27 protein-coding genes and 1 pseudogene are annotated in these 26,810 nt (G+C 67.1%); 9 read left to right on the forward strand and 19 right to left on the reverse strand.

The window, feature by feature from the left end:
* Positions 1 to 8: 8 nt before the first annotated feature.
* Positions 9 to 611 carry a hypothetical protein gene (locus G6N33_RS09290; RefSeq protein WP_044509596.1) on the forward strand — a complete coding sequence of 201 codons (603 nt, stop codon included), beginning with the start codon at positions 9 to 11 and terminating at the stop codon, positions 609 to 611.
* A gap of 27 nt (positions 612 to 638) precedes the next feature.
* On the opposite strand, the gene G6N33_RS09295 is transcribed toward G6N33_RS09290, so the two are convergent.
* Positions 639 to 944 carry a CDGP domain-containing protein gene (locus G6N33_RS09295; RefSeq protein WP_044509595.1) on the reverse strand — a complete coding sequence of 102 codons (306 nt, stop codon included), beginning with the start codon at positions 942 to 944 and terminating at the stop codon, positions 639 to 641.
* 173 nt (positions 945 to 1,117) lie between these two features.
* Between G6N33_RS09295 and G6N33_RS09300 the strand changes: the two genes are divergently transcribed.
* Positions 1,118 to 2,485 (forward strand): NAD(P)/FAD-dependent oxidoreductase, encoded by a 1,368-nt coding sequence (locus G6N33_RS09300; RefSeq protein ID WP_044509594.1) that lies wholly within the window; start codon positions 1,118 to 1,120, stop codon positions 2,483 to 2,485.
* Here the strand turns inward: G6N33_RS09300 and G6N33_RS09305 are convergent.
* Genes G6N33_RS09305 through G6N33_RS09325 form a run of 5 tightly spaced genes read right to left on the reverse strand, consistent with a single transcriptional unit; the run spans position 2,482 to position 7,170 of the window.
* Complete coding sequence (locus tag G6N33_RS09305) at positions 2,482 to 3,684, reverse strand: O-succinylhomoserine sulfhydrylase (protein WP_044509593.1); 1,203 nt, start codon at positions 3,682 to 3,684, stop codon at positions 2,482 to 2,484. The two genes, G6N33_RS09300 and G6N33_RS09305, sit on opposite strands and share 4 nt — an antisense overlap.
* On the reverse strand, positions 3,681 to 4,088 hold the full coding sequence (locus tag G6N33_RS09310; RefSeq protein ID WP_044509592.1) for a rhodanese-like domain-containing protein: 408 nt from the start codon (positions 4,086 to 4,088) through the stop codon (positions 3,681 to 3,683). Before G6N33_RS09310 ends, G6N33_RS09305 begins: the two co-directional genes overlap by 4 nt.
* Positions 4,089 to 4,098: 10 nt before the next feature.
* Positions 4,099 to 5,208, reverse strand: a complete 1,110-nt coding sequence (locus G6N33_RS09315) for an ATP-grasp domain-containing protein (RefSeq protein ID WP_044509591.1) — start codon at positions 5,206 to 5,208, stop codon at positions 4,099 to 4,101.
* A gap of 25 nt (positions 5,209 to 5,233) precedes the next feature.
* A complete protein-coding gene (locus G6N33_RS09320) occupies positions 5,234 to 5,875 on the reverse strand; it encodes a PaaI family thioesterase (protein ID WP_044509590.1) in 642 nt (213 codons plus the stop codon).
* Positions 5,872 to 7,170: an adenylosuccinate synthase gene (locus G6N33_RS09325; protein WP_044512772.1), complete on the reverse strand. Its 1,299-nt coding sequence runs from the start codon at positions 7,168 to 7,170 to the stop codon at positions 5,872 to 5,874. Before G6N33_RS09325 ends, G6N33_RS09320 begins: the two co-directional genes overlap by 4 nt.
* Before the next feature lie 90 nt (positions 7,171 to 7,260).
* Here G6N33_RS09325 and G6N33_RS09330 point away from each other — a divergent pair, with 90 nt between their 5' ends.
* From G6N33_RS09330 to G6N33_RS09340, 3 genes are read left to right on the forward strand one after another with little or no spacing between them, the layout of a single operon-like run.
* Positions 7,261 to 7,923, forward strand: a complete 663-nt coding sequence (locus G6N33_RS09330) for a peptidase M50 (RefSeq protein ID WP_101528423.1) — start codon at positions 7,261 to 7,263, stop codon at positions 7,921 to 7,923.
* 9 nt (positions 7,924 to 7,932) lie between these two features.
* Positions 7,933 to 8,709: a site-2 protease family protein gene (locus G6N33_RS09335; protein ID WP_044509589.1), complete on the forward strand. Its 777-nt coding sequence runs from the start codon at positions 7,933 to 7,935 to the stop codon at positions 8,707 to 8,709.
* A gap of 39 nt (positions 8,710 to 8,748) precedes the next feature.
* Entirely contained in the window at positions 8,749 to 9,648 is a 900-nt protein-coding gene (locus tag G6N33_RS09340) for a cation diffusion facilitator family transporter (protein ID WP_044509588.1), read from the forward strand.
* 5 nt (positions 9,649 to 9,653) lie between these two features.
* Here G6N33_RS09340 and G6N33_RS09345 read toward each other — a convergent pair whose 3' ends face one another.
* Positions 9,654 to 10,067: a DUF3151 domain-containing protein gene (locus tag G6N33_RS09345; protein ID WP_044509587.1), complete on the reverse strand. Its 414-nt coding sequence runs from the start codon at positions 10,065 to 10,067 to the stop codon at positions 9,654 to 9,656.
* A gap of 45 nt (positions 10,068 to 10,112) precedes the next feature.
* On the opposite strand from G6N33_RS09345, the gene G6N33_RS09350 reads away from it, so the two are divergent.
* Entirely contained in the window at positions 10,113 to 10,943 is an 831-nt protein-coding gene (locus G6N33_RS09350) for an Rv0361 family membrane protein (protein ID WP_044509586.1), read from the forward strand.
* Between the two features lie 185 nt (positions 10,944 to 11,128).
* Here G6N33_RS09350 and fbaA read toward each other — a convergent pair whose 3' ends face one another.
* Positions 11,129 to 12,163, reverse strand: a complete 1,035-nt coding sequence (gene fbaA / locus G6N33_RS09355; RefSeq protein ID WP_044509585.1) for a class II fructose-bisphosphate aldolase — start codon at positions 12,161 to 12,163, stop codon at positions 11,129 to 11,131.
* 122 nt (positions 12,164 to 12,285) lie between these two features.
* On the opposite strand from fbaA, the gene G6N33_RS09360 reads away from it, so the two are divergent.
* On the forward strand, positions 12,286 to 12,903 hold the full coding sequence (locus tag G6N33_RS09360; protein WP_044509584.1) for a DedA family protein: 618 nt from the start codon (positions 12,286 to 12,288) through the stop codon (positions 12,901 to 12,903).
* Here G6N33_RS09360 and G6N33_RS27725 read toward each other — a convergent pair.
* Together G6N33_RS27725 and G6N33_RS09370 are read right to left on the reverse strand one after the other, a co-directional pair.
* Positions 12,900 to 14,261 (reverse strand): 3-oxoacid CoA-transferase, encoded by a 1,362-nt coding sequence (locus G6N33_RS27725; protein WP_101528424.1) that lies wholly within the window; start codon positions 14,259 to 14,261, stop codon positions 12,900 to 12,902. The genes G6N33_RS09360 and G6N33_RS27725 overlap by 4 nt on opposite strands.
* Entirely contained in the window at positions 14,258 to 15,397 is a 1,140-nt protein-coding gene (locus tag G6N33_RS09370) for a glycoside hydrolase family 76 protein (protein WP_044509583.1), read from the reverse strand. The genes G6N33_RS27725 and G6N33_RS09370 overlap by 4 nt, the downstream gene beginning before the upstream one ends.
* Before the next feature lie 163 nt (positions 15,398 to 15,560).
* On the opposite strand from G6N33_RS09370, the gene G6N33_RS09375 reads away from it, so the two are divergent.
* Positions 15,561 to 16,970 carry an ethanolamine ammonia-lyase subunit EutB gene (locus tag G6N33_RS09375; RefSeq protein ID WP_044509582.1) on the forward strand — a complete coding sequence of 470 codons (1,410 nt, stop codon included), beginning with the start codon at positions 15,561 to 15,563 and terminating at the stop codon, positions 16,968 to 16,970.
* Positions 16,967 to 17,728 carry an ethanolamine ammonia-lyase subunit EutC gene (eutC, locus tag G6N33_RS09380; protein WP_101528425.1) on the forward strand — a complete coding sequence of 254 codons (762 nt, stop codon included), beginning with the start codon at positions 16,967 to 16,969 and terminating at the stop codon, positions 17,726 to 17,728. The genes G6N33_RS09375 and eutC overlap by 4 nt, the downstream gene beginning before the upstream one ends.
* A 30-nt stretch (positions 17,729 to 17,758) precedes the next feature.
* Here the strand turns inward: eutC and G6N33_RS09385 are convergent, their stop codons facing one another.
* The 9 genes and pseudogenes from G6N33_RS09385 to G6N33_RS09425 form a co-directional block, all read right to left on the reverse strand.
* Positions 17,759 to 18,547, reverse strand: coding sequence for an IclR family transcriptional regulator (locus tag G6N33_RS09385; RefSeq protein ID WP_044509580.1), 789 nt, complete (start codon positions 18,545 to 18,547; stop codon positions 17,759 to 17,761).
* An 18-nt stretch (positions 18,548 to 18,565) separates the two neighbouring features.
* On the reverse strand, positions 18,566 to 19,372 hold the full coding sequence (locus G6N33_RS09390; protein WP_044509579.1) for an alpha/beta hydrolase: 807 nt from the start codon (positions 19,370 to 19,372) through the stop codon (positions 18,566 to 18,568).
* Positions 19,373 to 19,672: 300 nt separating this feature from the next.
* Entirely contained in the window at positions 19,673 to 20,866 is a 1,194-nt protein-coding gene (locus G6N33_RS09395; RefSeq protein WP_044509578.1) for a vWA domain-containing protein, read from the reverse strand.
* 6 nt (positions 20,867 to 20,872) lie between these two features.
* Positions 20,873 to 21,538 (reverse strand): SRPBCC family protein, encoded by a 666-nt coding sequence (locus G6N33_RS09400; protein ID WP_044509577.1) that lies wholly within the window; start codon positions 21,536 to 21,538, stop codon positions 20,873 to 20,875.
* The gene (locus tag G6N33_RS09405; RefSeq protein ID WP_044509576.1) at positions 21,535 to 22,428 is read right to left on the reverse strand and encodes an AAA family ATPase; all 894 of its coding nucleotides are present in this window, start codon (positions 22,426 to 22,428) and stop codon (positions 21,535 to 21,537) included. The genes G6N33_RS09400 and G6N33_RS09405 overlap by 4 nt, the downstream gene beginning before the upstream one ends.
* The gene (locus G6N33_RS09410; protein WP_044509575.1) at positions 22,425 to 23,018 is read right to left on the reverse strand and encodes a nucleotidyltransferase family protein; all 594 of its coding nucleotides are present in this window, start codon (positions 23,016 to 23,018) and stop codon (positions 22,425 to 22,427) included. The genes G6N33_RS09405 and G6N33_RS09410 overlap by 4 nt, the downstream gene beginning before the upstream one ends.
* A gap of 176 nt (positions 23,019 to 23,194) precedes the next feature.
* A pseudogene (locus G6N33_RS09415) lies at positions 23,195 to 23,905 on the reverse strand (XdhC family protein); the annotation flags it as partial.
* 10 nt (positions 23,906 to 23,915) lie between these two features.
* Positions 23,916 to 26,324 carry an aerobic carbon-monoxide dehydrogenase large subunit gene (locus G6N33_RS09420; RefSeq protein WP_101528437.1) on the reverse strand — a complete coding sequence of 803 codons (2,409 nt, stop codon included), beginning with the start codon at positions 26,322 to 26,324 and terminating at the stop codon, positions 23,916 to 23,918.
* The gene (locus tag G6N33_RS09425; RefSeq protein WP_101528426.1) at positions 26,321 to 26,809 is read right to left on the reverse strand and encodes a (2Fe-2S)-binding protein; all 489 of its coding nucleotides are present in this window, start codon (positions 26,807 to 26,809) and stop codon (positions 26,321 to 26,323) included. Before G6N33_RS09425 ends, G6N33_RS09420 begins: the two co-directional genes overlap by 4 nt.
* Between the last annotated feature and the right edge of the window lies 1 nt (position 26,810).

Genomic DNA, 26,810 nt, shown 5'->3' on the forward strand with positions numbered 1-26,810 from the left:
GTCGAAGGATGCGGATTCACCTCGTCGCTGCATGCACGTTGGCCTTGGGCGCCTTGGCGGTGCCCACGGCCGTCGCCGATCCCACCGGCACGCTGCCGCCGCTGACCACCAGCAATAGTGGACCGGTCGTCGGTGGGTCGGGCGCCGCACCGCAACTGTCGCAGCAACTCAAAAGTCTCAACGACCCCAACGTGCAAGAAGCCGACGGGCAGGACGCGGCTCAATTCATCGCTGCCGCAGCCAATATCAGCGATCGCGACCTGGCATCTCCCTTCATGGCGCTGCAGCGGGCGCTGGGATGCCAAAAGAACAACGCCGGATTCGGAGCGCGTGCCTATCGCCGCAACGACGGACAATGGGGAGGCGCGATGCTGGTCATCCCCAAGAGCACCTACCCGGACACCGATGCCATGAAGGCGTGCGAGATGTCCAACTGGCGGCGGCCCTCACTGGGCAGTGCCACGTCGATGTGCAACAGCGGTTGGGCTTACCCGCCACCAACTTTCAACAACAAGGGCGGCGACTACATCGTTCTGCTCGCCGGCACGAACACCGACTTCTGCACCGCGCTGAACGCCAACTACAAGGGCAGCGCAGCCGTCTGGCCGTGACCGGCTACGTAGCGTTCGCCGGCACAGCTAGTCATCGATGTGAGTCGGCGGTTCGTTGAAAGCCGGACCCGACGGGTGCTGGTCGGGCCCCAACGTCTGGCAATTGGTGCTAGCCGCATAAACCGGGGAGCCGTCACGTCCCGGGGCGGGCGGAAACACGACGCACCGCTGCCAGGTCCCGTCGGGCTGGACCGGTCCGTCGCACTTGCTGAGCGCGATTCCGCCGAACTGGCAGCCCGCGCTGGCCGGAGCCGCCAAGGTCAGCAGTGCGCACGTCACCACGGCGCCAACCGCGAGGCCGCCCGTCAGTCCCGCGACGACGAAATGCTTCATGCTGTCGGGAACACTACCGCTAATTGCGGGCTTGCGGGCTCGACAACTGCGCCACCACAGGCCGCGATGGTCCACGCCGACCCGTGAACGCGCGACACCACGCGAGGCAACGTCATAGGGTGGGTATGCGCTACGGAGAAAGCCAGAGGGATCTGCAGACCTGAAGGAGAATCATGTCGCGCCATCGCGTCGTCATCATCGGTAGCGGATTTGGCGGGCTGAATGCGGCCAAAGCGCTCAAGCGCGCCGACGTCGACGTCGTCCTCATCTCGAAGACGACCACCCACCTGTTCCAACCGCTGCTCTACCAGGTCGCCACCGGAATCTTGTCCGAGGGCGAGATCGCCCCGGCCACCCGGCTGGTGCTGCAACGGCAAAAGAACGTGCAGGTGCTGCTGGGCGAGGTCTTCGCCATCGACCTCAAGGCCAGGACGGTGACGTCGAAGCTGATGGGCATGGAGACCGTGACGCCGTTCGACAGCCTGATCGTGGCGGCCGGTGCCCAGCAGTCCTACTTCGGCAACGACCAGTTCGCGACCTACGCGCCCGGCATGAAGACCATCGACGACGCCCTGGAGCTGCGCGGCCGGATCCTCGGCGCGTTCGAGGCCGCCGAGGTCACCGACGACCCGGCCGAGCGGCAACGGCGCCTGACCTTCGTCGTCGTCGGCGCCGGCCCCACCGGTGTGGAGGTGGCAGGACAGATCATGGAGCTCGCCCACCGCACCCTCAAGCAGGCGTTCCGCACCATCGAGCCCCGCGACTGCCGGGTGATCCTGCTCGACGCCGCGCCCGCGGTGTTGCCGCCAATGGGTGAGAAGCTAGGCCGCAAGGCGCAAAACCGGCTGGAAAAGATGGGCGTCGAAGTTCAGCTCAACGCGATGGTCGACGACGTGGACTACATGGGCCTGACCATCAAGGAAAAGGACGGCACCAAGCGCCGCATCGAATGCGCGTGCAAGGTGTGGGCGGCCGGCGTGCAGGCCAGCTCACTGGGCAGGATCATCGCCGACCAGTCCGACGGCACCGAGGTCGACCGGGCCGGACGGGTGGTCGTCGAGCCCGACCTGACCGTCAAGGGGCACCCGAACGTTTTCGTCATCGGCGACCTGATGTCGGTGGCAGGCGTGCCCGGGATGGCCCAGGGCGCGATTCAGGGCGCACGGTATGCGACCGACCGAATCAAGGAGATCGTCAAGGGCACCGACGACCCGGGCACCCGCAAGCCGTTCAGCTATTTCGACAAGGGCAGCATGGCCACCATCTCCCGATTCAGCGCCGTCGCCCAGGTCGGCAAGCTGGAGTTCGGCGGCTTCATCGCCTGGCTGGCCTGGCTGGGTCTGCACCTGCTTTACCTGGTCGGCTTCAAGAACCGGTTCACCACCGTCGTCGCCTGGTTCATCACCTTCCTGGGCGACGGCCGCAGCCAAATGGCCATCACCACCCAGATGATCTACGCCAGGGTAGTCACCCAGAGCTGGATGGAAGTCCAAGAGGCACTGACCCAAGCCGAACAAGCCGAAAAGCAAGCCGCCAGTTAGCTCAGGGCCTGATCGATATCGGCGATCAGGTCGTCGGTGTTCTCCAGACCGACAGAAATGCGCACCACGCCGTCACCGAGTCCGATCGCGGCGCGTCCGTCCGGCCCCATCGCCCGGTGCGTCGTCGTAGCCGGATGTGTGACAAGCGATTTCGCGTCGCCGAGGTTGTTCGAGATGTCGATCAGCTGCAGCTTGTCCAGCACCTCGAATGCCCGGTCTTTGCCACCGTCCAGTTCGAAGGTCAACACCGTGCCGCCGCCGCGCATCTGCCGCTTGGCCAGGTCGAACTGCGGATGCGATTCCAGGAACGGGTATTTCACCCAGTTGATGCCGGCCTGGTCTTCCAGGAACTCCGCGATCCGCTGCGCCGACGAGTTGCTGTAGTCCACCCGAACCGCCAGCGTCTCAAGGCCTTTCAGCAACACCCAGGCGTTGAATGCGCTCATCGCCGGGCCGGTGTGCCGCATCAGCTTTTGCACCGGGCCGTCGATGTACTCCCGGTCGCCGAGGATGGCGCCACCGAGCACCCGGCCCTGGCCGTCGATGTGCTTGGTGCCGGAATACACCACAACGTCCACCCCGAGCGGCAAACCTTGCTGCAGCAGCGGGGTGGCAAACACATTGTCCAGCACCACTTTTGCGCCCGCGGCGTGCGCCAGCTCGGTCACCGCGGCGATATCCACCAGCGATTGCATCGGGTTGGACGGCGTCTCGAAGAACACCGCTTGCGTGGGGACCGACAGCGCCTGCTCCCACTGGGACAGGTCGTCGCCGTCGACGAAGACGGCCTCCACACCCCAGCGCGGCAGGATCTCGTTGCACACTACGAAACACGACCCGAACAGGCTGCGCGACGCTACCAACCGATCGCCGGCGCCCAGCAGCGCGCCCAACGAAGTGAACACCGCGGCCATGCCGCTCGCCGTGGCGAAGGCCGCCGGTGCGCCCTCGATCAGCCGCAGCCGCTCCTCGAACATCGACACGGTGGGGTTGCCATAGCGCGAGTACACAAAGCGGTCGATATCGCCGGTGAACGCCTGCTCGGCCTCGGCCGCCGACGGGTAGACGTAGCCGGAGGTCAAGAACATCCCCTCGGCGGTTTCGTCGAACGCCGACCGCAGCAGCCCTCCACGCACCCCGATGGTGGCTTGGCCAACCCCGTCGGGAAGTGCCTTCGGAATGCGGACCGACTGGCTCATTGCTGCTTCCACGGCAATCCGACTGCCCGCCAACCAGTTTCACCACGGTGTCCGTGGGCGTCGAGATTGCCCTCGAAGCCGTCCAGGATGTTGTAGGACGGTTCGATGCCCGCCTCGGTCGCGGTCTCGGCCGCACCGATCGAGCGGTTGCCCGAGCGACAGAGGAACACCACCGGGCCCGACTCCGCCGGCAGCTTGTCCTTCAGTTCGGCCAGGAAGTTGTCGTTGTGCCCGGTCGAGGTGTTCCACTCGATGAAGACCGTGTCGCGGCCCAAACTAGACAAATCCGGCACTCCGACGAAGCGCCATTCGGCCTCGGTGCGCACGTCGACCAGGACCGCCTGAGGGTTGTCGCTGAGCAACTTCCACGCCTCGAGCGGAGTGATGTCTCCCGCGTAGCTCATCCGATTGAGTCTAGTGGCGGCCCTCGGAGACCGCTGTGGCCGCATCGCGAGCGCGGTCTCGTGCGGCCGCCACGTCCGGTGCGGTGGCCAGCGCCACCCCCCGTCGCGGTTCCGGCGCGCGATCGAATACGCGCAGGTCGCTTTCCGGGATCGCCAGCGCGGCGTTCAGCGCGGCGGTGTCCGCCGGACGGATCGAGCGGGCGGCGGCCGGTGAGATCATCAGCGCGTCCACCGGCAGCCCCAGGATCGCGCGGGCCTGCTGTTCGATCGCCGAAATCCGCTGACTGCGCAGGGTTACCCAGGCACTCTGCGGCAGCACCGCGCTGATGTCGGCAAAGTACACCTCGTCGCCGTGAATCATCAGCTCGACGGCGAAGACGCCGCGGCCACCCAGCGCCTTGACGATGCGTGCCGCGATCGACTTGGCCGCATCGAGCGCGGCGGGGCTCATCTTTTGCGGCTGCCAGGACTCCAGCACATCGGGCTCGACGCGGCGATGCCCGATAGGTGAACAGAACTCGGTCACCGGCCCACCGGGGCCCGCGGTGCGGATTGTGAGCAGCGTGACGCAAACCTCGACCTCGACCACGGTTTCGGCCAGCACGCGCGGCGTCTCGTCTTGCCCGACCACGCGGTGCCACGCGGCGTCGATCTCGTCGGGACGGGACACGACGAATCGCTCGCCGGCCCCGCTCACGGACTCCACCAGCATGGGGTATCCGCCGTGCGCGGCGACCGCACGCAGCTCGTCGACCGATCCGACGAACCAGAACGGCGCGGTCGGTAGGCCCAACTGATCGGCGGCCAACCGCCGCAACGCCTCACGGTCGTTTGTCAGCCGCACGGTGCGGGCGTTGGGTACCAGCTCGACGGCGCCCTGGCCCGCGCGGCCTTCGAGGGCCTCCAGGGTCGCCGGCGAGACGGCAGGGGTGGCGGTCACCACGAAATCCGGGCGCAACCGGTCGATCAGGTCGGTCGCGGCGTCGGGATGTTCATCCACCTGCGCGCCGAGGCGCCGCAGGGCGATCGCGAGTTCCCGGCTGAGTTCGTCGGAACCCAGCAGCAGCACGCGGGGCGTGCCGGTGGGCGCGCGGGGTCCTTCGGTTACGCCGTCAGTCACCAGCTAAGGATATGTGGCGTGCGGGTCAGGGCTGGCCAGGCAGCAAACGCACCATCAAACCGTTGGCTTCGGCCAGCAGCACGCCGTCGCCGTCGACCAGCTCCGCGGCGACGAACGCCTTGCGACCCTCGGTGCTGGTGACCCGCCCGCTCACCCGCAACGGAACGTCGATCGGGGTGATCTTGCGGTAGTCGACGTGCAGGAAAGCCGTTCGGCTGATCGGCCGGTTCGCGGCGTGGGAAACCATCCCAAACATGTGGTCGAACAGCAGCGGCAGCACTCCCCCGTGCACCGCATAGTTGCCGCCGACGTGAAACCGAGTGAACTCGCCCGTCATTTCGACACCGTCGGGCTGGTAGCGGGTCAACGTCCACGGCGGCAGCAGCAAGCTGCCCATGCCGGGCAGATCAGGCGTCCGCCCCGCGGGGGCCTGGCCTTCGACCGCGGCCTGAAATGGGCTCAACAGATCCACCAGGGCGGCGGCGCGATCGGCCGCGTCGTCCCAGACGTCGTCGGTCGGGTCGGCGGACACGGCGAGATCCTGCAGCCGGCGCATGGTCGCCACGAACCGGCCGAAGCCCGGTCCCGGCGTGGCCGGCCCGTACTCCGGGAAGCCGCCGTGGTGTTCGTATTCGGGGTCGAGCTCGCGTGCGTCGGCGTCGGTCACCGGCGAGCCGCCAGCACGTCGCGTCGCACGATGGTCTGATCGCGGCCCGGCCCCACCCCGATGCACGAAACATGTGCTCCAGCAAGCTCTTCCACGCGCAGCACGTAATCACGAGCCTTGGCGGGCAGGTCGTCGAACTCGCGCGCTGCGGAGATGTCCTCCCACCAGCCGGGCAGCTCTTCGTAGATCGGTTCGGCGCGGGATAGATCGCTTTGGGTCATCGGCATCTCGCTGGTCTGGGCCCCGTCGACGCGGTACCCCACGCATACCGGCACGGTCTCCAGACTGGACAGCACGTCGAGCTTGGTCAGGAAGTAATCGGTGATGCCGTTGACCCGGGTGGCGTAGCGGGCGACGACGGCGTCGAACCAGCCGCAGCGGCGCCTCCGACCCGTCGTCACGCCGAACTCGCCGCCGGTCTTGGACAGGTATTCGCCGTTCTCGTCGAACAACTCGGTCGGGAACGGACCCGAGCCCACCCGCGTGGTGTAGGCCTTGAGGATGCCCAGCACGGTGGTGATGCGGGTGGGACCGATGCCAGAGCCGACGGCCGCGCCGCCCGCCGTCGGATTCGATGACGTCACATAGGGATAGGTGCCGTGATCGACGTCGAGCAGCGTGCCCTGCGAGCCCTCCAGCAGCACGGTCTCACCGGCCTCGAGCGCCGCGTTGAGCAGCAACCGGGTGTCGGCGATGCGGTGCTTGAACCCCTCGGCCTGCGCCAACAGCGCCTCGACCACCTGCTGCGGATCCAGGGCCTTGCGGTTGTAGATCTTGACCAGGATCTGGTTTTTGAGCTCCAGGGCGCCCTCGACCTTGTGCGAAAGCAGCTCGGGGTCGAGCACGTCGGCGACCCGGATGCCTTGCCGGGCGATCTTGTCTTGGTAGCAGGGCCCGATGCCACGGCCGGTGGTGCCGATTTTTTTGTTGCCCATGTACCGCTCGGTCACCTTGTCAATGGCCACGTGGTACGGCAACAACAGGTGGGCGTCGGCGGAGATCAGCAACCTTGAGGTGTCGACACCGCGATCCTCCAGCCCCTTGAGCTCGTCGAGGAGCACACCGGGATCGATCACCACGCCGTTGCCGATGACGTTGGTGACGCCGGGCGTCAACACTCCCGACGGGATCAGGTGCAGGGCGAAGTTCTCCCCAGTCGGCAAGACGACCGTGTGTCCGGCGTTGTTGCCGCCTTGATAACGCACCACCCATTGGACGCGGCCACCGAGCAGGTCAGTGGCCTTACCTTTGCCCTCGTCACCCCATTGGGCGCCGATGAGGACGATTGCCGGCATGACTTGCTCCCACCCAATCCCGCGTGTTTGCGCCTGCTTATTGTGGTCCAGCCGGGGACCAACCATATCTCAGCCGCTCGTGAGGAGCTCATGAATATCGCCGCCGACACGTCCAGCGTGGCGGTGCTGCGGTTCGGCGAGCGACGGTTGCCCGGTTCGCTGCGGGGGCTGCCGATCCATCAGGCCGATTCGGCGGCCGACACCGCCACCATCGACGCCGCGGTCGGGCCGTATCGACGGCTGGTCGTGGTGGGTGCCGACGCCGACCTGGCTGCCGTGCTGAGTCGGCTGCTGCGGGCCGAACGCCTCGACGTCGAGGTCGCCTACGTGCCATCGCGCCGCACCCGGGCGATACGGATCTACCGTGCGGCGGCGGGTCGGCGCGCGGCGCGCCGCGCCCGGCGCGGCACGGCCCAGCGGGTCACGCTGGTGCGCGACGAGACCGGCGCCGTGATCGTGGGCCGGGCCGGCTGGCGGCCACCGGCCGACGGGCAACGCCTGCGTGGCGAAGCCGTCGTCGACGACACGGTTCTGTTCGACGGCGACGTCACCGGTGCGGACGTCGAGCCGACGCTGGCCATGCCGGGCCTGCGGGCGTCGCTTCGCCGGCCCTGGCGGCGGTGGATCACCGGACGCGCCGTCCAGCTGGGCAGCACCGGCGTCGCGGTGATCCGGGACGGGGTCGCCGCGCCCCGTCCCGCGCGCCGCTCGACGTTCTACCGTCACGTCGAAGGCTGGCTGCTGGTCCGGTAGTTTCGACCGGTGGACTCACACGGGCGCGCGTCGGTGCGACCCAGCCCCATCTTCTTGGCGCTGATCGCGCTGACGGCTGTCGGCGGGGTGTTGGCCTGGCTGGCCGGGACGTCTGTGCGCCCGATGGCCTACGCCGGGGTGTTCATCTTCGTGATCGCCGGCTGGCTGGTCTCGCTGTGCCTGCACGAATTCGGCCATGCGGTGACGGCCTGGCGCTTCGGCGATCACGATGAGGCGGTTCGCGGCTATCTGACCTTGGATCCGCGGCGGTATGCCCATCCCGGTCTGTCGCTGCTGCTGCCGATGGTGTTCATCGCGCTGGGCGGGATCGGCCTGCCCGGCGCCGCGGTGTACGTGCGCACGTGGTTCATGACGCCGACGCGCCGCACGCTGGTCAGCCTGGCCGGCCCGGCGGCCAACCTGGTGTTGGCGGTGCTGTTGCTGACGCTGACCCGGCTGTTCTTCGACCCGGACCACTGGGTGCTGTGGGCCGGGGCGGCATTCCTTGGCTTCCTGCAAATCATGGCGGTGGTGCTGAACCTGTTACCCATCCCGGGGCTGGACGGCTACGACGCCCTGGAACCGCATCTGAGCCCCGACACCCAGCGCGCCGTCGCACCCGCCAAACAGTACGGCGTGTTCATCCTGCTGTTCCTGCTGCTGGCTCCGGTGATCAACCAGTGGCTGTTCGGGATCGTGGGTTGGTTCTTCGACTTGTCCGGGATACCGCATCTGCTCGCCAACGCCGGAAACTCGCTGACCCGCTTCTGGAGTCGCTGGTTCTGACCTTGCAATATATGCATTGCCACGCATATATTGGTCGGCATGGGCGCCGGACACAGCCACACCCCCGCCTCGGACGGGGCCGCCGCGTCTCGCATGATCCCCCGCATGATCATGGCCGCCGGGATTTTGGCGACCTTCTTCGCGGTAGAGCTGACCACCTCCCTGGTGATCAATTCCCTTGCGCTGCTGGCCGATGCGGGGCACATGCTGACCGACGTGGTGGCGGTGTTCATGGGGCTGACCGCCGTATTGCTGGCCAACCGCGGCAGCACCTCCCCCAACCGCACCTACGGCTGGCACCGCGCCGAGGTCTTCACCGCGGTGGCCAACGCGGCCTTGCTGGTCGGCGTGGCGGTGTTCATCCTCATCGAAGCGATCGACCGGCTCGGCACCGGGGAAACGGTGCCGGGCGTCCCGATGATCGTGGTCGCACTCACCGGTGTGGCCGCCAACGTCGTGGTGGCGATGCTGTTGCGGTCACACTCCGCCGGCAGCCTCGCGGTCAAGGGTGCCTACATGGAGGTCGTCGCCGACATCGTCGGCAGCCTCGGCGTGCTGATCGCCGGCATCGTGACAGTCACGACGCATTGGCCGTACGCCGACGTCGTGGTCGCCGTGCTGGTCGCGATCTGGGTGCTGCCCCGCGCGTTCGCGCTCGCGAGCGCGGCGCTGCGGATTCTGTCCGAGACATCGCCCGCCCACATCGACGTCGAGGAGTTGCGGGCGGCGCTGCGCGCCGTCGACGGTGTCACCGAAGTGCACGATTTGCATGTGTGGACGTTGTCGCCGGGCAAGGACATGTGCACCGTGCACTTGACCAGCGCCGCCGATTCCGCCCAGGTGCTCGGCGCCGCCCGTGAAGTACTGCACGAACGCGGACTCGAGCACGCCACCGTCCAGGTCGAGAACGGCGACAGCCGTTGCTCCGAGGAGTTCTGAGAGCTCTAGAGCCCCAGCTCCTTGCGCGCCGCCGGGTCGCAGTCGTCGAGCAGGTCCAGGCAGCGTCCGTATTCGTCGACCTCGCCGATCGCGTCGGCGGCCCGGGCCAACGCCGCCACACAGCGCAGGAAGCCGCGGTTGGGTTCGTGCGAATACGGCACCGGCCCGAAGCCCTTCCAGCCGTTGCGACGCAGCTTGTCCAGGCCACGGTGGTAACCGGTCCGGGCGTATGCGTACGCGGTGATGGCCCGGTCCTCGGCCAGCGCCTCCTCGGCGAGGGCCGCCCAGGCCACCGACGCCGCCGGATGCGCCGCGGCGACGATGCCCGGCTTCTCGTTGGCCGCCAGCTCGGCTTCCGCCTCGCTATCGGCCGGCAGCAGGATCGGATCAGGTCCCAGAAGATCACCCATCGGTGTCATAAGTTCCATTCTGCCGTCCCCCCGCGGGTCGCTAAGCTCCAACTCATGCCTAACCCACCGGAGCCCAACCGCGGCACCACCCCGCCAGGTGAGGACCCGGGCACAGAACAGGCCGAAGAGGACGCCACCGAGGCCTACCCGCTCGTTCCGCCCGACCCTGAGACCGAGACCGTGGTGATCGACAAACCCGATCCCACCGGCGACCCCGAGACCGATGCGGACCGGCAACAGGGCGAACGCCGGTTTACCGCGCCCGGCTTCGATGCGAAAGAAACCGCGATTATCGCCACCACTCCCGAGCCGGCGACCGAAGTGTTCAACACCGCACCCGGGCCGGCCGGCCCGGCGGGACAACCCCCACTTCCTCCGAAACCTGCTGTGCCACAAGCTATTCCAGGCCGTGACGGGAACAAGCCGCGTCCCGCGTCGCGGAACTTCAACTGGGGCTGGGTACTGGCGATCACCGTGATTGTGTTGGCGCTGGCGGCCATCGCAATCCTGGGCACCGTGCTGCTGACCCGCGGCAAGCACTCCCACGTCTCACAGGAAGACCTGGTGCGTCAGGCCATCCACAACTTCGACATCGCCGTGCAACGCGGGGACCTGACTCAGTTACGCAGCATCACCTGCGGCACTACCCGCGACGGGTACGTCGACTACGACGAACGTTCCTGGGACGAGACGTACCAACGGGTTTCGGCGGCCAAGCAATACCCGGTAATCGCCAGCGTCGACCAGATCGTGGTCAACGGCCAGCACGCCGAGGCCAACGTCACCACGTTCATGGCCTACGATCCGCAACTGCGGTCGACGCGAAGCCTCGACCTGCAGTACCGCGACGATCAGTGGAAGGTCTGCCAGTCCCCCAGCGGCTAGGCGCTCCCTTTTCTTCTGCCGAGCGCCCGGCCAGCCGAACGAGATGCCCCGGCCCCGCCGAGCGTTCGGCCCCGCCGAGCGTGAAGGTATCTTCACGCTGGGCGCCGAGAGTGAAGCTAACTTCACGCTCGAACGGCCAGCCGGGCGCCCGCGGCAGAAGGCGCAGCAGAGGGCGACGCAGAAGGCTAGGTGCCGAGCGACTTTCCTGCGCAGTGCAGGTCGTTGCACGCCTCGATCACGCGCTCGGTCATCGACGCCTCGGCCTTCTTGAGGTAGCTGCGCGGGTCGTAGACCTTCTTGTTGCCCACCTCACCGTCGACCTTGAGCACGCCGTCGTAGTTGGTGAACATGTGGGCGGCGATCGGGCGGGTGAACGCGTACTGGGTATCGGTGTCGACGTTCATCTTCACCACGCCGTAGCGCAACGCCTCCTCGATCTCCGACTTCAGCGAACCCGACCCGCCATGGAAGACGAAGTCGAACGGCTTCGACCCGTCGGGCAGACCCAGTTTGGCCGACGCCACCTTCTGGCCCTCATCCAGGATGTCGGGCCGCAACTTGACGTTGCCGGGCTTGTACACGCCGTGCACATTGCCGAAGGTCGCGGCCAGCAGGTACTTGCCATGCTCACCGGCGCCGAGGGCCTCGATCGTCTGCTCGAAGTCCTCGGGAGTGGTGTAGAGCTTGTCGTTGATCTCGTTGGCGACGCCGTCCTCCTCGCCGCCGACCACGCCGATCTCGATCTCCAGGATGATCTTGGCCGCGGCCGCCGCCTTGAGCAGCTCCTTGGCGATGACGAGGTTCTCATCGAGCGGCACCGCCGAGCCGTCCCACATGTGCGACTGGAACAGTGGGTCCTTGCCCGCCGCGACGCGCTGAGCCGAGATTTCCAGCAGCGGGCGGACGTAGGTGTCCAGTTTGTCCTTCGGACAGTGGTCGGTGTGCAGCGCGACATTGATTGGGTACTTGGCCGCGATGCTGCGGGTGAACTTGGCCAACGCGACGGCGCCGGTCACCATGTCCTTGATGCCCAGGCCGGAAGCAAACTCCGCGCCGCCGGTGGAGAACTGAATGATGCCGTCGCTGCCGGCGTCGGCGAAGCCCTTGATCGCGGCGTTGACGGTCTCCGACGAGGTGCAGTTGATCGCCGGGAACGCGTAGGCGTTCTGCTTGGCGCGTGCCAGCATCTCGGCGTAGACCTCGGGGGTTGCGATGGGCATGACGTTCCTCCTGAAGACTGAGTCGGCTTAGTATCGCAACTCGGCGTGCGCGGCGGGCAGCCCCCCGTATCCCCGGTATGTTGGGTCGTCATGAGCACCGCCGTGACGGCTGAGTGGTTGTAATGCCCGACATCATCGATCCGATGTTCTGGATTGGGCCCGAAGGCTTGTTCGCCTCCGCGGTGCTGCCGACCATCCTGGTCATCGTCTTCGTCGAGACCGGTCTGCTGTTTCCCCTGCTGCCCGGCGAGTCTTTGCTGTTCACCGGTGGCCTGCTGGCCGCGCACGGAACGCTCAACATCTGGGTGCTGGCCCCGGCGGTGGCCGTGGTCGCGGTGCTGGGCGATCAGACCGGGTATTTCATCGGCCGCCGGATCGGTCCGGCGCTGTTCAAGAAGGAAGATTCCCGCTTTTTCAAGCAGCACTACGTGACCGATTCGCACGCGTTTTTCGAGAAATACGGACCGGTCGCGATCATCCTCGCCCGCTTCATGCCGTTCGTGCGGACGTTCACACCGGTGGTCGCCGGGGTGTCCTACATGCGTTACCCGCTGTTTCTGGGCTTCGACATCGTCGGCGGTGTGCTGTGGGGCGGCGGCGTGACGGTGGCCGGCTACTTCCTGGGCAACGTGCCGTTCGTGCACCAGAACCTGGAAAAGATCATCCTGGTCATCCTGTTCGTGTCGCTGCTGCCGGCGCTGATCGCGGCGACCCGGGGATACCTGGCGCGACGCCGCTAGGCGCCGGGCGGGGTTGCCACGACGAAATCGCAGCCGGTCTTGGCGCGGACGTCGGCGACCGTCACTCCCGGGTGCAGTTCGGAGAGGGTCAGCCCGCGTTGCGGGTCGACGTCGAAAACGCACAGGTCGGTGATGATCATGTCGACGACGCCTTTGCCGGTCAGCGGCAGCGTGCATTGCTTGAGGATCTTCGGGCTACCGTCCTTGGCGGTGTGATCCATCACGACGATTACCCGCTTCACACCCGACACCAGGTCCATCGCGCCGCCGGGGCCCTTGACCATCCGGCCCGGGACCATCCAGTTGGCCAGGTCGCCGTTCTCGGCTACCTCGAGGCCGCCGAGGATGGACAGGTCGATGTGGCCGCCGCGGATCATCGCGAACGAGTCGGCGCTGCTGAAGAAGCTCGAGCCCTTGAGCGTGGTGATGGTCTGCTTGCCGGCGTTGACCAGGTCGGGATCGACCTCGTCCTCGGCCGGATAGGCGCCGATGCCGAGCAGGCCGTTCTCCGATTGCAGAGTGACGTTGATGTCGTCGGGGATGTAATTGGCCACCAGTGTCGGAATACCGATACCCAGGTTCACGTAGTAGCCGTCGCGCAGCTCCTTGGCGGCGCGTTGGGCCATCAGTTCGCGGATGGGGCTGTCCTTCTTGGCCGCGGCACCGCCGCTGGTGGTGCGGAATTCGATCCGCTTCTGGTAGCCGGGCCCCTCAATGATGCGGTCGACGTAGATGCCGGGGGTGTGGATCTGGTCGGGATCCAGCTCGCCGACCTCGACCAGTTCTTCCACCTCGGCGATGGTCACCGTGCCGCAGGTCGCGATCATGGGGTTGAAGTTGCGCGCGGTCTTCCGATAGATCAGGTTGCCCGCCTTGTCACCCTTCCAGGCCTTGACGATCGCGACGTCGGCCTGAATGCCTTCCTCCAGCACGTATTCGGTGCCGTCGAAAACCCGCATGTCCTTGCCTTCGGCGAGTTGGGTGCCGAACGCGGTGCGGGTGTAGAAGCCCGGAATCCCTGCGCCGCCGGCGCGTAGCTTCTCGGCCAGCGTGCCTTGCGGGGTCAGCACCAGGTCCAGCTCGCCGGCGAGCACCTGGCGCTCGAATTCCTTGTTTTCTCCTACGTAGGAGGCAATGACTTTCTTGACCTGTCGCCCCTTCAGCAACAAACCCATGCCGAAATCGTCGACCCCGGCGTTGTTTCCGACGATCGTCAGGTCCTTGACGCCGCTGTCCACCAGCGCCTGGATCAAGTTCTCGGGTATCCCGCAAAGCCCGAAACCCCCTGCGGCGATGGTGATTCCGTCCTTCAGCAGGTCTCCAAGAGCCGACTGCGCGTCGGGGTGGACTTTGCTCACGGCGTGCTCCTGTTCTGCGGCGAGGATTCGGCGGTGACCTTACCTGCGGCCTCCATCAGCATCCACCCCGACAGTTGGACCGACAGATCCCGCTCCGGAATCTCCGACGCATTCACCGCGCCCTCGACGAACTGCGCCTGCGCGCCAGCGGCCGTCGGCACCCCGGCGTCGCGATCCCAGAACGCGCCGAACACCGGCAGTCCGTCGACGGTCTGCCGGTACTCCCACGCGGAATTCGCCGACGCGAGCACGATCGAGCGCGCGGTGTCGCGGGCGACGGCGTCTTCGGCGGAGTCACCCGGTAGTGCGGTGGCCACCAGCGCGAGGTAACGGGCGGTGATGCCGGCGAACAGCCCGCCATCACCGCCGCCGGATCCTTTCAGCACACCCGCCGGCGCCATCTGTTCGTTGACGGCGGCGACCAGGCGGTGCACCCGTGCGGCGTGCCGGCCCCGGACCTCGGCGCCGGTGCGGGCGGCGAGCTCGGTTTCCAGCCCCAGCACGACGCCCTGACAGTAGGTGTACTGGGCACGGACTAGAGAGCCGGACTTGATCCCGTCGAACACCAGATGGGTCTGCGGGTCGATTAGTGTGCGGTCGATCCAATCGCCCATTTGCTCGGCGCGCTTGAGGTGATCCCCGTAGCGCGCCAAAAAGATTCCGGCGGGTCCATTGGCCGGCGCGTTGAAGAACTGGTCCTCTTTGCGCCACGGGATGCCCCCACCGTCCTCGGGCACCCAGGCCTTGACGAACTGGTCGGCGAGTTTGGGCAGGGCACGGCTGCGCTCGACGCCGGCTAGCCGGGCGGCCCGCTCCAGCGCGATGGCCAGCCACGCCATGTCGTCGTAGTAGCTGTTGGTCCAGCGAAAGTTGTTGCGCAGCCGGTGGGATCGGACCTGACGGTTGATACTGACGTGCCGTCGCGGCTGCGGGTCACGCAGCTGCGCGTCGACCAGGCAGTCCAGCAGGTGCGCCTGCCACCAGTAGTGCCAGGTGCCGAAGAGCCGGTCGCGCCGGGTCGGCGGCCAGGCCACCACGCCGAGCTGCGTGCCGGGCAACCCCCAGAGTCGTTTCAGGTGCCGTTGGGCAACAGCGGCTTCGGCGCTGGCCGCCCGGTTGGCCCATAGCTGATCCATACCTGCCGATCCTGCCTCATGGTTGTTGAGGCTCCGCGTGTGCAGTTGCGGACGTGAGGGTGTGCCCCGGGCGGCCCGGGGCGGCATGTCGTCACCGTGGCGGCAGACGCGACGCCGGGGCGGCCAACCGTTGGCCAAGTTGACGTCCACCTCATACTGAAATATGCGCTACCGGCAAACCATTGCGGGCACCACGCATTCGTTTACCGGACTGGTCGACGTGCTGGCCAAGGCCACGCCGCTGCGCTCCGGGGACCAGCTCGCCGGGTGCGCCGCCGAATCCGACGCCGAGCGCGCCGCGGCGGCGTGGGTACTGGCCGACATCCCGCTGCCGACGTTTCTCGACGAGATGGTCGTGCCGTATGAGACCGACGAGGTCACCCGGCTGATCATCGACGGCCACGACCGCGCGGCCTTCGGCGCGATCGCGCACCTGACGGTGGGCGGTCTGCGCGACTGGCTGTTGGACGCGGCCTCCCGCGACGACGGCGCGGCCCGGATTGCCGCGATCTCGCCCGGTCTCACACCGGAAATGGTTGCCGCGGTGTCAAAGATCATGCGCAACCAGGACCTGATCCTGGTTGCCGCCGCTGCGACGGCGACGGCCGCGTTCCGCACCACCATCGGGCGGCGGGGCACGCTGGCCACCCGGCTGCAGCCCAACCACCCCACCGACGACCCGCGCGGCATCGCCGCGGCGATGCTCGACGGTCTGCTGATGGGCTGTGGCGACGCGGTGATCGGTATCAATCCGGCGACCGATTCGCCGCAGGCGGCCGCCGAGCTGCTGCACCTGCTCGACGACGTTCGTCAACGGTTCGCGATTCCCACCCAATCGTGTGTGTTGTGCCATGTCACCACCACGATGGAATTGATCGACCGCGGCGCGCCCGTCGACCTGGTGTTCCAGTCGATCGCCGGCACCGAGGGGGCCAACGCCGCGTTCGGCACCTGCGTCGCGATGCTGCAGGAGGCGAACGCGGCCGCCCGATCGCTGCGCCGCGGCACCGTCGGCGACAACGTGATGTACCTGGAAACGGGTCAGGGTGCGGCGCTGTCAGCAGGCGCCCACCTCGGGGTGGGAAACCAGCCGGTCGACCAGCAGACGTTAGAGGCGCGAGCCTACGGGCTAGCCCGGGCGCTGGAGCCGTTGCTGATCGACACGGTGGTCGGATTCATCGGCCCGGAGTATCTCTATGACGGCAAGCAGATCATCCGCGCCGGGCTGGAGGACAACTTCTGCGGGAAGCTGCTCGGGCTGCCGATGGGCGTCGACGTCTGCTACACCAACCACGCCGAGGCTGACCAGGACGACATGGACACGTTGCTCACCCTGTTGGGAGCGGCGGGCACCGCATTCGTCATCGCCGTTCCCGGCGCCGACGACATCATGCTCGGGTACCAGAGCCTGTCCTTCCACGACGTTTTGTATGCGCGAAAGGCGTTGGGGCTGCGGCCCGCACCCGAATTCGAAACCTGGCTGGCCGGCCTGGGCATGGCCGACGCGGACGGCCGGATCCTGCCCGTCGACCTGGCGACATCGCCGCTGCGGGCACTGGCGGCCGGCCGATGAACGCCCCGAATCTGCCGTCGGGCCACGATATTTGGGCGCCACTGCGGGCGACCACTCAAGCGCGTATCGGGCTGGGGCGGGCCGGTAACTCGCTGCCCACGCGGCGGGTGCTGGAATTTCAGGCCGCCCATGCCGCCGCACGCGACGCCGTGCACGATCCACTCGACGTCGACGGCCTCGTCGAGCGGCTGCATGAAATTGGTGTCGACGAGCCGCTGCGGGTGTCCAGCAGGGCAACCTCGCGCAGCGAGTACTTGCGCCGGCCCGACTTGGGCCGCAGTCCGGCGGACCTGTCGGGGTTGCCAACGACCAACGCGGACATCGGTTTCGTGCTGGCTGACGGTCTGTCGCCCCGGGCGGTGGCCGAGCATGCCACGGGAACGATCGATGCGCTGGTTCGCCAATTCGACGGCCGCTATCGCATCGCACCGCCGGTCATCGCCACGCAGGCGCGTGTCGCGCTGGGCGATCACATTGGCCAAGCGCTCGGCGTCGCAACGGTTCTCGTGCTGATCGGGGAACGCCCCGGGTTGTCGTTCGCCGACAGTTTGGGCATTTATCTGACCCACCGGCCGGCGCCGGGGTGCACCGACGCCGACCGCAACTGCATCTCCAACATCCATCCCCCCGACGGCCTGGACTACGACGCGGCCGCGGCCGTCGCCGCCGCGTTGGTCGCCGGTGCCCGCCAACTCGGCCGCTCGGGTGTTGCCCTCAAGGACACCACCCGCAATGTGGCTGTGCCGCCGGGGGTTTGACTGCGCACAGCGGCGCCGGCCGGGGAGCACTTACCGTAGTTGCGGAAGGCCGAGGCAACGGCTGATGGTCAGGGCCGCGGTCCGCACCGCCGAGGCCACCCGGGCGGGCTGCAAACGGTCCGCCGGTCCAGTGACCGACAGGCCGGCTACTGCGCGGTGCCCGTCGCGTCCGACGTAGCTTTCGACGACGATCGGCGCCGCAACACACACGGTCCCGGCGGCCCATTCCTCGCGGTCGTAGGCCACGCCGGCCTCCCTGATCCTGGCCAGCTCACGTAGGAACTGCCCGCAGTCGGTGATCGTGGTACCGGTGTTCTTCGCCAACGGTTCGGCCAGGGCCGGTTCGACGACGGAGTCATGGCTAAAGGCCAGCAACACCTTGCCCAGCGCCGTGCAGTACGCCGGCAGCCACGACCCGATGGACGTGGACGACGGGGCGCTGCGCCGACCGGTGAGCTTCTCGATGCAGAGCACCTCGGCGCCGTCGAGGACGCCGAGATGCACGGTCTCGCCGGTGGCCGTCACCAAGTCGGTCATGAACGGTCGCGCACAGGTCCGCAGCCGCCGTGATGCGGGAACGTGCGCACCGAGTTCGAACAGACGCAGTCCCAACCGGTATCCGTAGGGTCCCCGCTCGAGCATCCGGTGGGCCACCAGGTCGGTGGCCAGCCGGTGCACGGTCGCCTTCTTCATGCCGGTCAGTCTGACCAACTCGGACAGACCGACCTCGCCGGGAGACGTGGCGACGGCGTCCATGATCATCAGCAACCGGTCACTGACCGTGCGCTGCTCGCCGGATTCCTCTGCGCTCAGCCGCATCTGCGCAGGATACCCGCGTCACAGCCCTTTTCGGGCGAGCCATTGCAGGACGACGTCGGCAACCTCTTTCCAGCCGTGGTCGATGGTCAGCGAGTGTCCGCGGCCGCGGAAGAGGTGGAACTCGGTGTCCGACTGGCCTTTCCGGTACAGCCGATACGCTGCCCGGGTGACCTTGAGTGGAACGGTGTGGTCGTCGGTTCCGGACGTCAGCAACAGGGGGCCGCGGTTGGTATTGAGCACGTCGACCTTGGCCGGTGAGTTGCTGGAGAAGTTGGCGGATGCGCCCTGGAACAGCGGCAGCCCCGGCCCCGGAATGCTGAGCGAGGCGTGCAGTGCGTCGGATTCCTCCCGGCTCAACGTGTTACCGAAGGCGTAGTGGAACTGCTTGGGGTTCAACGACACCGAACCACGCTTGGTGCTCGGGTGGCCCAGAATCGGGAAGCCCGATCGCACCTGGGCCAGCGGCACCACCTTGACGCCCTTGATGGGCGCCGGGTCGATGCCGGCCGCGGCCACGGCGAGGCCCGAGTCGAGCAGCAGCTGCGCGATCAGACCTCCAAAGGAATGCCCGACGACGATCGGTCGCTGCCGGTAGCAGCGGATCAGGTTCGCGTAGTGGTCGACGATCTCGGGGATCCCGATGTTGTTGAGCGCCGCAGCGTTTTTGCGCGTCTCCAGCACCGTCGCGCTGTCACCGGGCCAGCCCGGCGCGGACGCCGAGTAGCCGTGCCGCTCGAACAGATCGACCCACGGCTGCCAGGCCGAGGAGTGGATCCACAGGCCGTGGATGAAGACTACCGGGTGCTGCTTGCTTGGCGATGTCATGGCGTGTCCTTCATTGTGTTGCGGACCGTTGCAGCACAACATATTTGGCCCGGACGCGTTCTAATGGCCGGCCATGCTGTGCTCGACGGTCCATTGGTTGAGCGAACTTCGATGACACCAGCCTCGCGACTGCGTGGCCCGCTTTCACTCGATTGGTCCGCCCAATGGACCGGTGACGGCGGTGCCGTGCGTTCAGGGATCTGCGGGTGCACTCACGGCGACCTCGCCCGGCGTGTCGCCGCCGGGAGCACACACTGAACGCCGGGAGCGCACTCCGAACGCTGATGGGCGCGGAGCTAGTTAGCGGTCGCTCAATGCAAGGAGCAGCTGGCGTATCGCGGTCAGCGAATGCGCGGGAAGAAACAGGTCGCAGTAGGGCAGGGCCGCGGCCATCGACCCGGCGAGCGGCTGGAAGTCACTATGCGCCGCACGAGGATTCAGCCACACCAGCAACTCGGCGCGACGACGCAGTCGCTCCATCGCGCGCGCCAGCGCCTCGGGCGGATCGCTGTCCCAGCCGTCCGAGGCGATGATCACCACGGCGCCGCGCAACGCGTTCCCATGCGGCGGGGATAGCAGCCCGGCCACACTGCGGCCGATCGACGTGCCACCGTAGCGGTCGCTGACTTTGGCGTTGGCCCGCTGCAGCGCGACCTCGGCCGAGCGGTGCGAGAGCACCGAGGTGAGGCGCGTCAACGATGTCGAGAATGCAAATACCTCGGGCCGAGTTCCGCTCTGCCGCAACACCGCCCGCATCAAATGCAGATACACCGCGGCATAGGGTTGCATCGAGCGGCTGACGTCGCAGACCAGGACGACCGGTCTGGGCCGACGGCGCGGCCGGGTTCGTGCCAAGACCATCGACTCCCAGCCGGTCTCCCGCGACGCATTGATGGTGGCGCGCAGATCGATCCGCTTACCCGCGGCACTCGGCTCGAATCGCAGACTGCGCCGGCGCGGCCAGCGCGCGACGGTCGCTTCCAGCCAGGTGCCGAGCAGGCGGAGGTCTTCGGCATCGAACCGCTCGAACGGCTGGTCCGCCAGCGCCTCAATCCGGCTGGGCAACACATCCGGCACCTGCACACTCGATTCGCCGCAACTGTCGGCGGCGGCCACACTGCGCGTCACCCAGGGCAGCTGCCGGGTCGAACCCGATCCGCCGCCGCTCGGCCGCAGCGTGCCGGCCGCCGGCGTTTTCGGACCCGGCAATGGCAACTGTGCATCGGCACGTCGGGTGTCGCCGAGGTCTTCCAATCCGAACACAGCGGCGAACACCGTGTCGAAGGCCGCGAGATCCTCCATCCGATTCACCAGGGTCAACCGTGCCGCCCAGTACAGCGCGGAGGTGTTGTCCGGCGCCAGCGTGCGCAACGCCAGCACGAAGCCGCCCGGACCGCTGGCGGACACCGATACCCCTGCATCGCGCAGCCGCGCCACCAGAGCCGCCGCGAGCGCCGCCCGGTCGACGCCCCGCAACAGCAATGGGGTGTCCACGGGCCGCTAACGCCGCCGCAGCAGCACCCAGATCAGCACCAGCGCGACCAGCGCGGCCAGCGCCGGGCCGGCGTACTTCTTGAGCTGGTCGCCACCGGCCAGCTGCAGCAGATCGATGGGTTCAGGCTCGGCGGCGGGCGGCTGCTGGGTGCCCGCGGCCGGGCTCGCCAGGCGCGCCGGAATCGGTTCCTCCGCCGCCGACTCGGGAACCCCTGGCGCACCGTCCTTTTCGGCGGCCAGCTTGGCCTCCAGGGATTCCACGAACTGCCCCAGCAATTTCTCCGAAACCTGCTGCAGCATGCCGCTGCCGAACTGGGCCAGCTTGCCGACGATCTTCAAGTCGGTGTCGACGACCACGTTGGTGCGCCCGCCGTCCTCCTGCAGCTGCGCAGTGACCGTGGCAGCCGCGTTGCCCGTGCCGCGGGCTTCTTTGCCCTTGCCGTCGATGACCGCGCGATGCCGATCACGGTCCTGCTCGACGAACCGGACTTTCCCGCTGAATTCACTTGTCACCGGCCCGACCTTGACTTTGACCTTGCCGAGATAGTCCTCGCCCTCATGGCCGATCAGCTGGGCCCCCGGCATCAACGGGATCACCTGTTCTAAGTCGCACAGCACATCCCAGGCTTGGTCGATCGGTGCGCTGACGGTGAACTGGTTGGCGATCTTCATGCTGCGGGTCCTCTCAGGTGCGGATATTCACTGAACGCATCGCGGATCAGCGTGCGGTCGTCGGGCGTCTTGGCGAGCGCGCCCAGGGTCATGACGGCGGAGTCGTCGACGAGGTCGGCAACGCCGAGTGCCACCAGGGCGGCGACCCAGTCGATGGTCTCGGCCACCCCGGGTGGCTTGTCCAGGTCGAGATCACGTGCCCGCCGGACGAACTGGGTCGCGCTCTCGATCAACGGGGCGGTCGCGCCGGGTACGGTGCGCCGCACGATCGCGGCCGCTCGATCCGGTTCCGGATAGTCGATCCAGTGATACAGGCAGCGCCGACGCAGCGCATCGTGCAGATCGCGGCTGCGGTTGGAGGTGAGCACCGCGATCGGCGGACGCTCGGCGACAAAGGTGCCCAGCTCTGGCACGGTCACCGTGGACTCACCGAGGAACTCCAGCAGCAGGGCTTCGAATTCGTCATCAGCGCGGTCGATTTCATCGATCAGCAAGACGGGAGGCGTGGGTCCGGGGTGCCGCACGCAGTGCAGGATGGGCCGATCCACCAGATAGGCTTCGGTGTAGAGATCGGCTTCCTCGATGCCGGTACCCCGCGCCTCGGCCAACCGGATGGACAGCAACTGCCGTTGGTAGTTCCAGTCGTAGAGCGCCTCGTGCGCGCTCAACCCCTCATAGCATTGCAGCCGAACGATAATCGTGTTCAGCACCGCGGCAAGGGTTTTCGCTGCTGTCGTCTTGCCCACACCCGGCTCGCCCTCCAGCAGCAACGGCCGGCCCAGCGTCACGGCCAGATAGATCGCCGATGCGGTCCCCGGGTCGAGGAGGTAATCCTGGGCATCGAATTGAGCCACGACGTCGTCGGGACTGGCGAACACCGCCGACGTCATGACGGCACCGATTCCAGTAGTCGGTGGTAGTCCTCCCAGGTGTCGACGTCGAGCGGCGCAGGCCCAGCCACCGAAATCTCGCGTACCTGATGCTGCCCCGAATGCAGGAGCTTCCAGACTCCCTTGTCGCCATGCAACCGGGCCAGGTCACCAAAGATGTTGCGGCTGAACCAGAATGGATGGCCGATACCGTCGGCGTAACGGCAGACCAGTAGGTCTGAGGTCGGCGCCTCGCGGATCACTCGACGTATGGTGGCCGGATCGACGCCGGGCTGATCACCGAGCAGCAGCACGATTCCGGTGGAGTCCGGAGCCACCCGGGCCAGCGCGGCGACCAACGAGGACGAACAGCCGGTGCCGAAATCGTCGACCGTCACCACCTGGGTGCCGTCCAGTGACACCGTCTGCCGCACCGCGTCGGCGGCACCACCGAGGGTGACGATGAGCTGGTCGAATCCGGCGTCGCGGGCAACCCCCAAGCTGGCCCCTAGCAAAGTCGTGTCTCCGTAGGGCAGCAGCTGTTTGGGCCTGCCCAGCCTGCGGGATCCGCCGGCGGCGAGCACGATACCGGTGACGTGAGACGCGGTCATGCGCCGCCGTGTTCCGCGGAAAATGCGCTGCGACATCGTGGGCAGCAGAACCAGTAGTCCGTCCCCGCCAGTTGCAGGTGCTCGGTGGCTGGTCCGATCGGCACCGTCATGCCGCAGACCGGATCGACCGCCTCGGTCTGGGCGGTGCCGTTCGGGACGCTCACCCGCGTCAGGGTACCGTCGCGCATTGCGGCGATGAGCTCGGCGGCAATCGACACGGCGATCTCGGCGGGAGTCTTGGCGCCGATGGGTAATCCGACGGGGCTGTGGATCCGGGCTCGTTCGGGTTCGCCGAGTTCGAGCTCGTTCAAGATCGCGGCGCCGCGAACCGTGCTGGCCACCAGACCGATGTAGCCGACGCCGTTGTCCAGTGCGGTGCGGACGATTTCGGCCTCCGGACCGCCGTGGCTTGCGATCACCACCGCGGCGGTATCGGACAGGTCTGTCACACCTTCGATTTCTCGACGGGCGTCGTACCCGAGCACTTGGCAGAGTTGGACGAGCGCGTCGGCGATCGGCGTGTCTCCGCAAACCCGGATCAGCGGGGGCGGCAGCTGTGGGGTCAGGAAAATCTCCAGCGAGCCACCGGACAGGCACGGGTTGACCACCACGCAGGCGCCCGGCGCTTCGGGAAAATGCACATCACCGTCGGGAAGCACGCGCAGCAACACACTCTCGCCCGCCTGCAGCGCGCCCAATCCGGCCTTGCGAACGGAGTTCTGCGCGCACTGGCCGCCGACAAAGCCTTCAATGGTGCCGTCCGCCAACAGAATCGCTTCATCGCCGGCATGCGCCGAGGTCGGCTGTTGAGCGCGCACCACCGTAGCGCGTACGAACGGAGTGCGTGCCGCCAACAGTTGCTCAGCCCGCTCGCCGATGGTCGTCATCGCGTGCCGGCTAAATCGGCGGTCTGGCACGGCCCTGCATGGCCTCCCAGACCCGCGACGGTGTCAGTGGCATATCAGCATGCCGAACCCCATACGGCGCCAACGCATCCACCACGGCGTTGACCACGGCCGGCGGCGACCCGACGGTGGCCGACTCGCCGACGCCCTTCGCGCCGATCGGATGATGCGGTGACGGCGTGACGGTGTGCCCGGTTTCCAGGTGCGGAACCTCCATCGCCGTCGGGATCAGATAGTCCATCAGCGATCCACCGAGGCAGTTGCCTTCCTCGTCGAACGCAATCATTTCCATCAGCGCCATCCCGATGCCGTCGACGATGCCGCCGTGCACCTGGCCCTCGATGATCATCGGGTTGATCCTGGTGCCGCAGTCGTCGACGGCGAGGAAACGCCGCACCTTGACCACCGCGGTGCCCGGATCGATATCCACCACACAGAAATACGCGCCGTACGGATAGGTCAGGTTCTCCGGGTTGTAGCAGATTTGGGCGTCCAGACCGCCTTCGAGACCCTCCGGCAGATCAGCGGCGCCGTGCGCCCGCATCGCGATGTCGGCTATCGTCACCGACGCCGAGGGGTCACCCTTGACGTGGAACGAGCCCTTCTCCCATTCCAAGTCGGCAACCGAGACCTCGAGCATGCCCGAGGCGATGATCTTCGCTTTGTCGCGAACCTTGCGGGCCACCAGCGCGGCCGCCGCCCCGGACACCGGCGTGGACCGGCTGCCGTAGGTGCCCAGCCCGAACGGTGTCTGATCGGTGTCGCCGTGTACCACGTCGATGTCGTCGGGGGGAATGCCGAGTTCCTCGGCGACGATCTGGGCGAACGTCGTCTCGTGCCCCTGGCCCTGGGTCTGCACCGAAAGCCGCACCACCGCTTTGCCCGTCGGATGCACGCGAAGCTCGCATCCGTCGGCCATGCCGAGGCCGAGAATGTCCATATCCTTGCGGGGACCGGCGCCCACGGCCTCGGTGAAGAAGGACATGCCGATTCCCATCAACTCACCGTTTTGCCGCCTGCGCGTCTGTTCCTCGCGCAATGCCTCATAGCCGATCATGTCCATGGCCTTGCGCATCGTGGTCTCGTAATCGCCCGAGTCATACGTCCAGCCGGTCTTGCTTCGGTACGGGAACTGGTCGGGCCGCAGCAGGTTTCGCAGCCGCAGCTCCGCGGCATCCATCTTCAGGTCGAATGCGAGGCAATCGACCAGGCGCTCGACGAAATACACCGCCTCGGTGATCCGGAACGAACACGCATAGGCGACCCCACCGGGCGCCTTGTTGGTGTAGACCGCGGTCATGTGACAGTAGGCGGCTTCGATGTCGTAGCTGCCGGTGAACACCCCGAAGAACCCGGCCGGGTATTTCACCGGCGCCGCCGTTCCGTTGAACGCGCCGTGGTCGGCCAGCACATTGGACCGGATCGCCAGGATCTTGCCGTCGGCGGTTGCGGCGATCTCGCCGACCATGATGTAGTCGCGCGCGAAGCCGGTGGAGGTGAGGTTCTCGCTGCGGTCCTCCATCCACTTCACCGGCTTTCCCAGCAGCAGCGAGCCGACGATGGCGCAGACGTAGCCGGGATAGATCGGCACCTTGTTGCCGAAGCCGCCACCGATGTCGGGCGAGATCACCTGTATCTTGTGCTCGGGCAGCCCGGCAACCAACGCGTACAGCGTCCGGTGTGCGTGCGGCGCCTGGGTGGTGGACCACAATGTCAGCTTTCCGCTGACCGGGTCCAAATCAGCTACCGCACCGCAGGTTTCCATCGGCGCCGGGTGCACCCGCGGGTAGACCATCTCCTGCGTGACCACCACGTCGGCCTTCGCGAAGGCGGCCTCGGTAGCGGCCGCATCGCCGGTCTCCCAGTCGAAGCAGTGGTTGTCGGTCTTGCCGTCGAGATCGGTGCGGATCACCGGAGCCGACGGATCCAGCGCCCGGCGGACGTCGACGACGGGTTCCAGTGGTTCGTATTCGACGTCGATCAGCTCGAGCGCGTCGCGCGCCGAATACCGGTCCTCGGCGACGACGAAGGCCACCTCTTGGCCTTGGAAGCGCACCTTGTCGGTGGCCAGCACGGCCTGCACGTCGTTGGACAGCGTCGGCATCCAGGCCAGGCCCTTGGCGGCCAGGTCCGCCCCGGTAACGACCGCCTTCACCTTCGGATGTGCTTGGGCCGCAGTGACATCGATGTTGACGATGCTGGCGTGCGCGTACGGTGAACGCAGGATCGCCAGGTGCAGCATGCCGGGCAGCACGACATCGTCGACGTAGCGGCCCCGGCCGCGGATGAACCGCGGATCCTCCTTGCGCAGCATTCGGCCGTAGCCACAAGGCTTTTGGTCGTTGTCGGCGGTGTCTTCCGGCGAGGGGGGCCTGGATGCCTCGTCTTTAATGGTGGTCATGACGTCGCCTCCGCCGCCGCCTCGGTATTGTGCTGCGCCGCCCATTGAATGGACCGCACGATCGTGGTGTAGCCGGTGCACCGGCAGATCTGCCCGGAGATCGCTTCCCGAATGGTCTCCTCGTCGGGGTTCGGGTCGCGGTCCAGCAGGGCGCGGGCGGTGATCATCATGCCGGGTGTGCAGAAACCGCATTGCAGCCCGTGGCAGCGCATGAAGCCTTCCTGCACCGGGTCGAGCGTGCCGTCTGCCTGGGCCAGCCCCTCCACCGTCCGCACGCTGTGGCCAGATGCCATCACGGCGAGCATGGTGCACGATTTCACCGGCACACCGTCGACGTCGACGACACAGGTTCCGCAGTTGCTGGTGTCGCAGCCCCAGTGGGTTCCGGTGAGCCGCAGGTGATCGCGCAGGAAGTGCACGAGTAACAGTCGGGGTTCGACATCGGCACCGACCTGTTCGCCGTTGACGGTCATGTTCACCTGCATG

Origin of the sequence: Mycobacterium simiae, assembly GCF_010727605.1 — a bacterium.
In the GTDB taxonomy this organism is placed as follows: Bacteria; Actinomycetota; Actinomycetes; order Mycobacteriales; family Mycobacteriaceae; genus Mycobacterium; species Mycobacterium simiae.

Coding starts and splice junctions, on each gene's coding strand:
- G6N33_RS09290 (WP_044509596.1), top strand. CDS start 9: ATGCGGATTCACCTCGTCGCTGCATGCACGTTGGCCTTGGGCGCCTTG.
- G6N33_RS09295 (WP_044509595.1), bottom strand. CDS start 944: ATGAAGCATTTCGTCGTCGCGGGACTGACGGGCGGCCTCGCGGTTGGC.
- G6N33_RS09300 (WP_044509594.1), top strand. CDS start 1,118: ATGTCGCGCCATCGCGTCGTCATCATCGGTAGCGGATTTGGCGGGCTG.
- G6N33_RS09305 (WP_044509593.1), bottom strand. CDS start 3,684: ATGAGCCAGTCGGTCCGCATTCCGAAGGCACTTCCCGACGGGGTTGGC.
- G6N33_RS09310 (WP_044509592.1), bottom strand. CDS start 4,088: ATGAGCTACGCGGGAGACATCACTCCGCTCGAGGCGTGGAAGTTGCTC.
- G6N33_RS09325 (WP_044512772.1), bottom strand. CDS start 7,170: ATGCCGGCAATCGTCCTCATCGGCGCCCAATGGGGTGACGAGGGCAAA.
- G6N33_RS09330 (WP_101528423.1), top strand. CDS start 7,261: ATGAATATCGCCGCCGACACGTCCAGCGTGGCGGTGCTGCGGTTCGGC.
- G6N33_RS09340 (WP_044509588.1), top strand. CDS start 8,749: ATGGGCGCCGGACACAGCCACACCCCCGCCTCGGACGGGGCCGCCGCG.
- G6N33_RS09345 (WP_044509587.1), bottom strand. CDS start 10,067: ATGACACCGATGGGTGATCTTCTGGGACCTGATCCGATCCTGCTGCCG.
- G6N33_RS09350 (WP_044509586.1), top strand. CDS start 10,113: ATGCCTAACCCACCGGAGCCCAACCGCGGCACCACCCCGCCAGGTGAG.
- fbaA (WP_044509585.1), bottom strand. CDS start 12,163: ATGCCCATCGCAACCCCCGAGGTCTACGCCGAGATGCTGGCACGCGCC.
- G6N33_RS09360 (WP_044509584.1), top strand. CDS start 12,286: ATGCCCGACATCATCGATCCGATGTTCTGGATTGGGCCCGAAGGCTTG.
- G6N33_RS09370 (WP_044509583.1), bottom strand. CDS start 15,397: ATGGATCAGCTATGGGCCAACCGGGCGGCCAGCGCCGAAGCCGCTGTT.
- G6N33_RS09375 (WP_044509582.1), top strand. CDS start 15,561: ATGCGCTACCGGCAAACCATTGCGGGCACCACGCATTCGTTTACCGGA.
- eutC (WP_101528425.1), top strand. CDS start 16,967: ATGAACGCCCCGAATCTGCCGTCGGGCCACGATATTTGGGCGCCACTG.
- G6N33_RS09385 (WP_044509580.1), bottom strand. CDS start 18,547: ATGCGGCTGAGCGCAGAGGAATCCGGCGAGCAGCGCACGGTCAGTGAC.
- G6N33_RS09390 (WP_044509579.1), bottom strand. CDS start 19,372: ATGACATCGCCAAGCAAGCAGCACCCGGTAGTCTTCATCCACGGCCTG.
- G6N33_RS09400 (WP_044509577.1), bottom strand. CDS start 21,538: ATGAAGATCGCCAACCAGTTCACCGTCAGCGCACCGATCGACCAAGCC.
- G6N33_RS09405 (WP_044509576.1), bottom strand. CDS start 22,428: ATGACGTCGGCGGTGTTCGCCAGTCCCGACGACGTCGTGGCTCAATTC.
- G6N33_RS09410 (WP_044509575.1), bottom strand. CDS start 23,018: ATGACCGCGTCTCACGTCACCGGTATCGTGCTCGCCGCCGGCGGATCC.
- G6N33_RS09420 (WP_101528437.1), bottom strand. CDS start 26,324: ATGACCACCATTAAAGACGAGGCATCCAGGCCCCCCTCGCCGGAAGAC.
- G6N33_RS09425 (WP_101528426.1), bottom strand. CDS start 26,809: ATGCAGGTGAACATGACCGTCAACGGCGAACAGGTCGGTGCCGATGTC.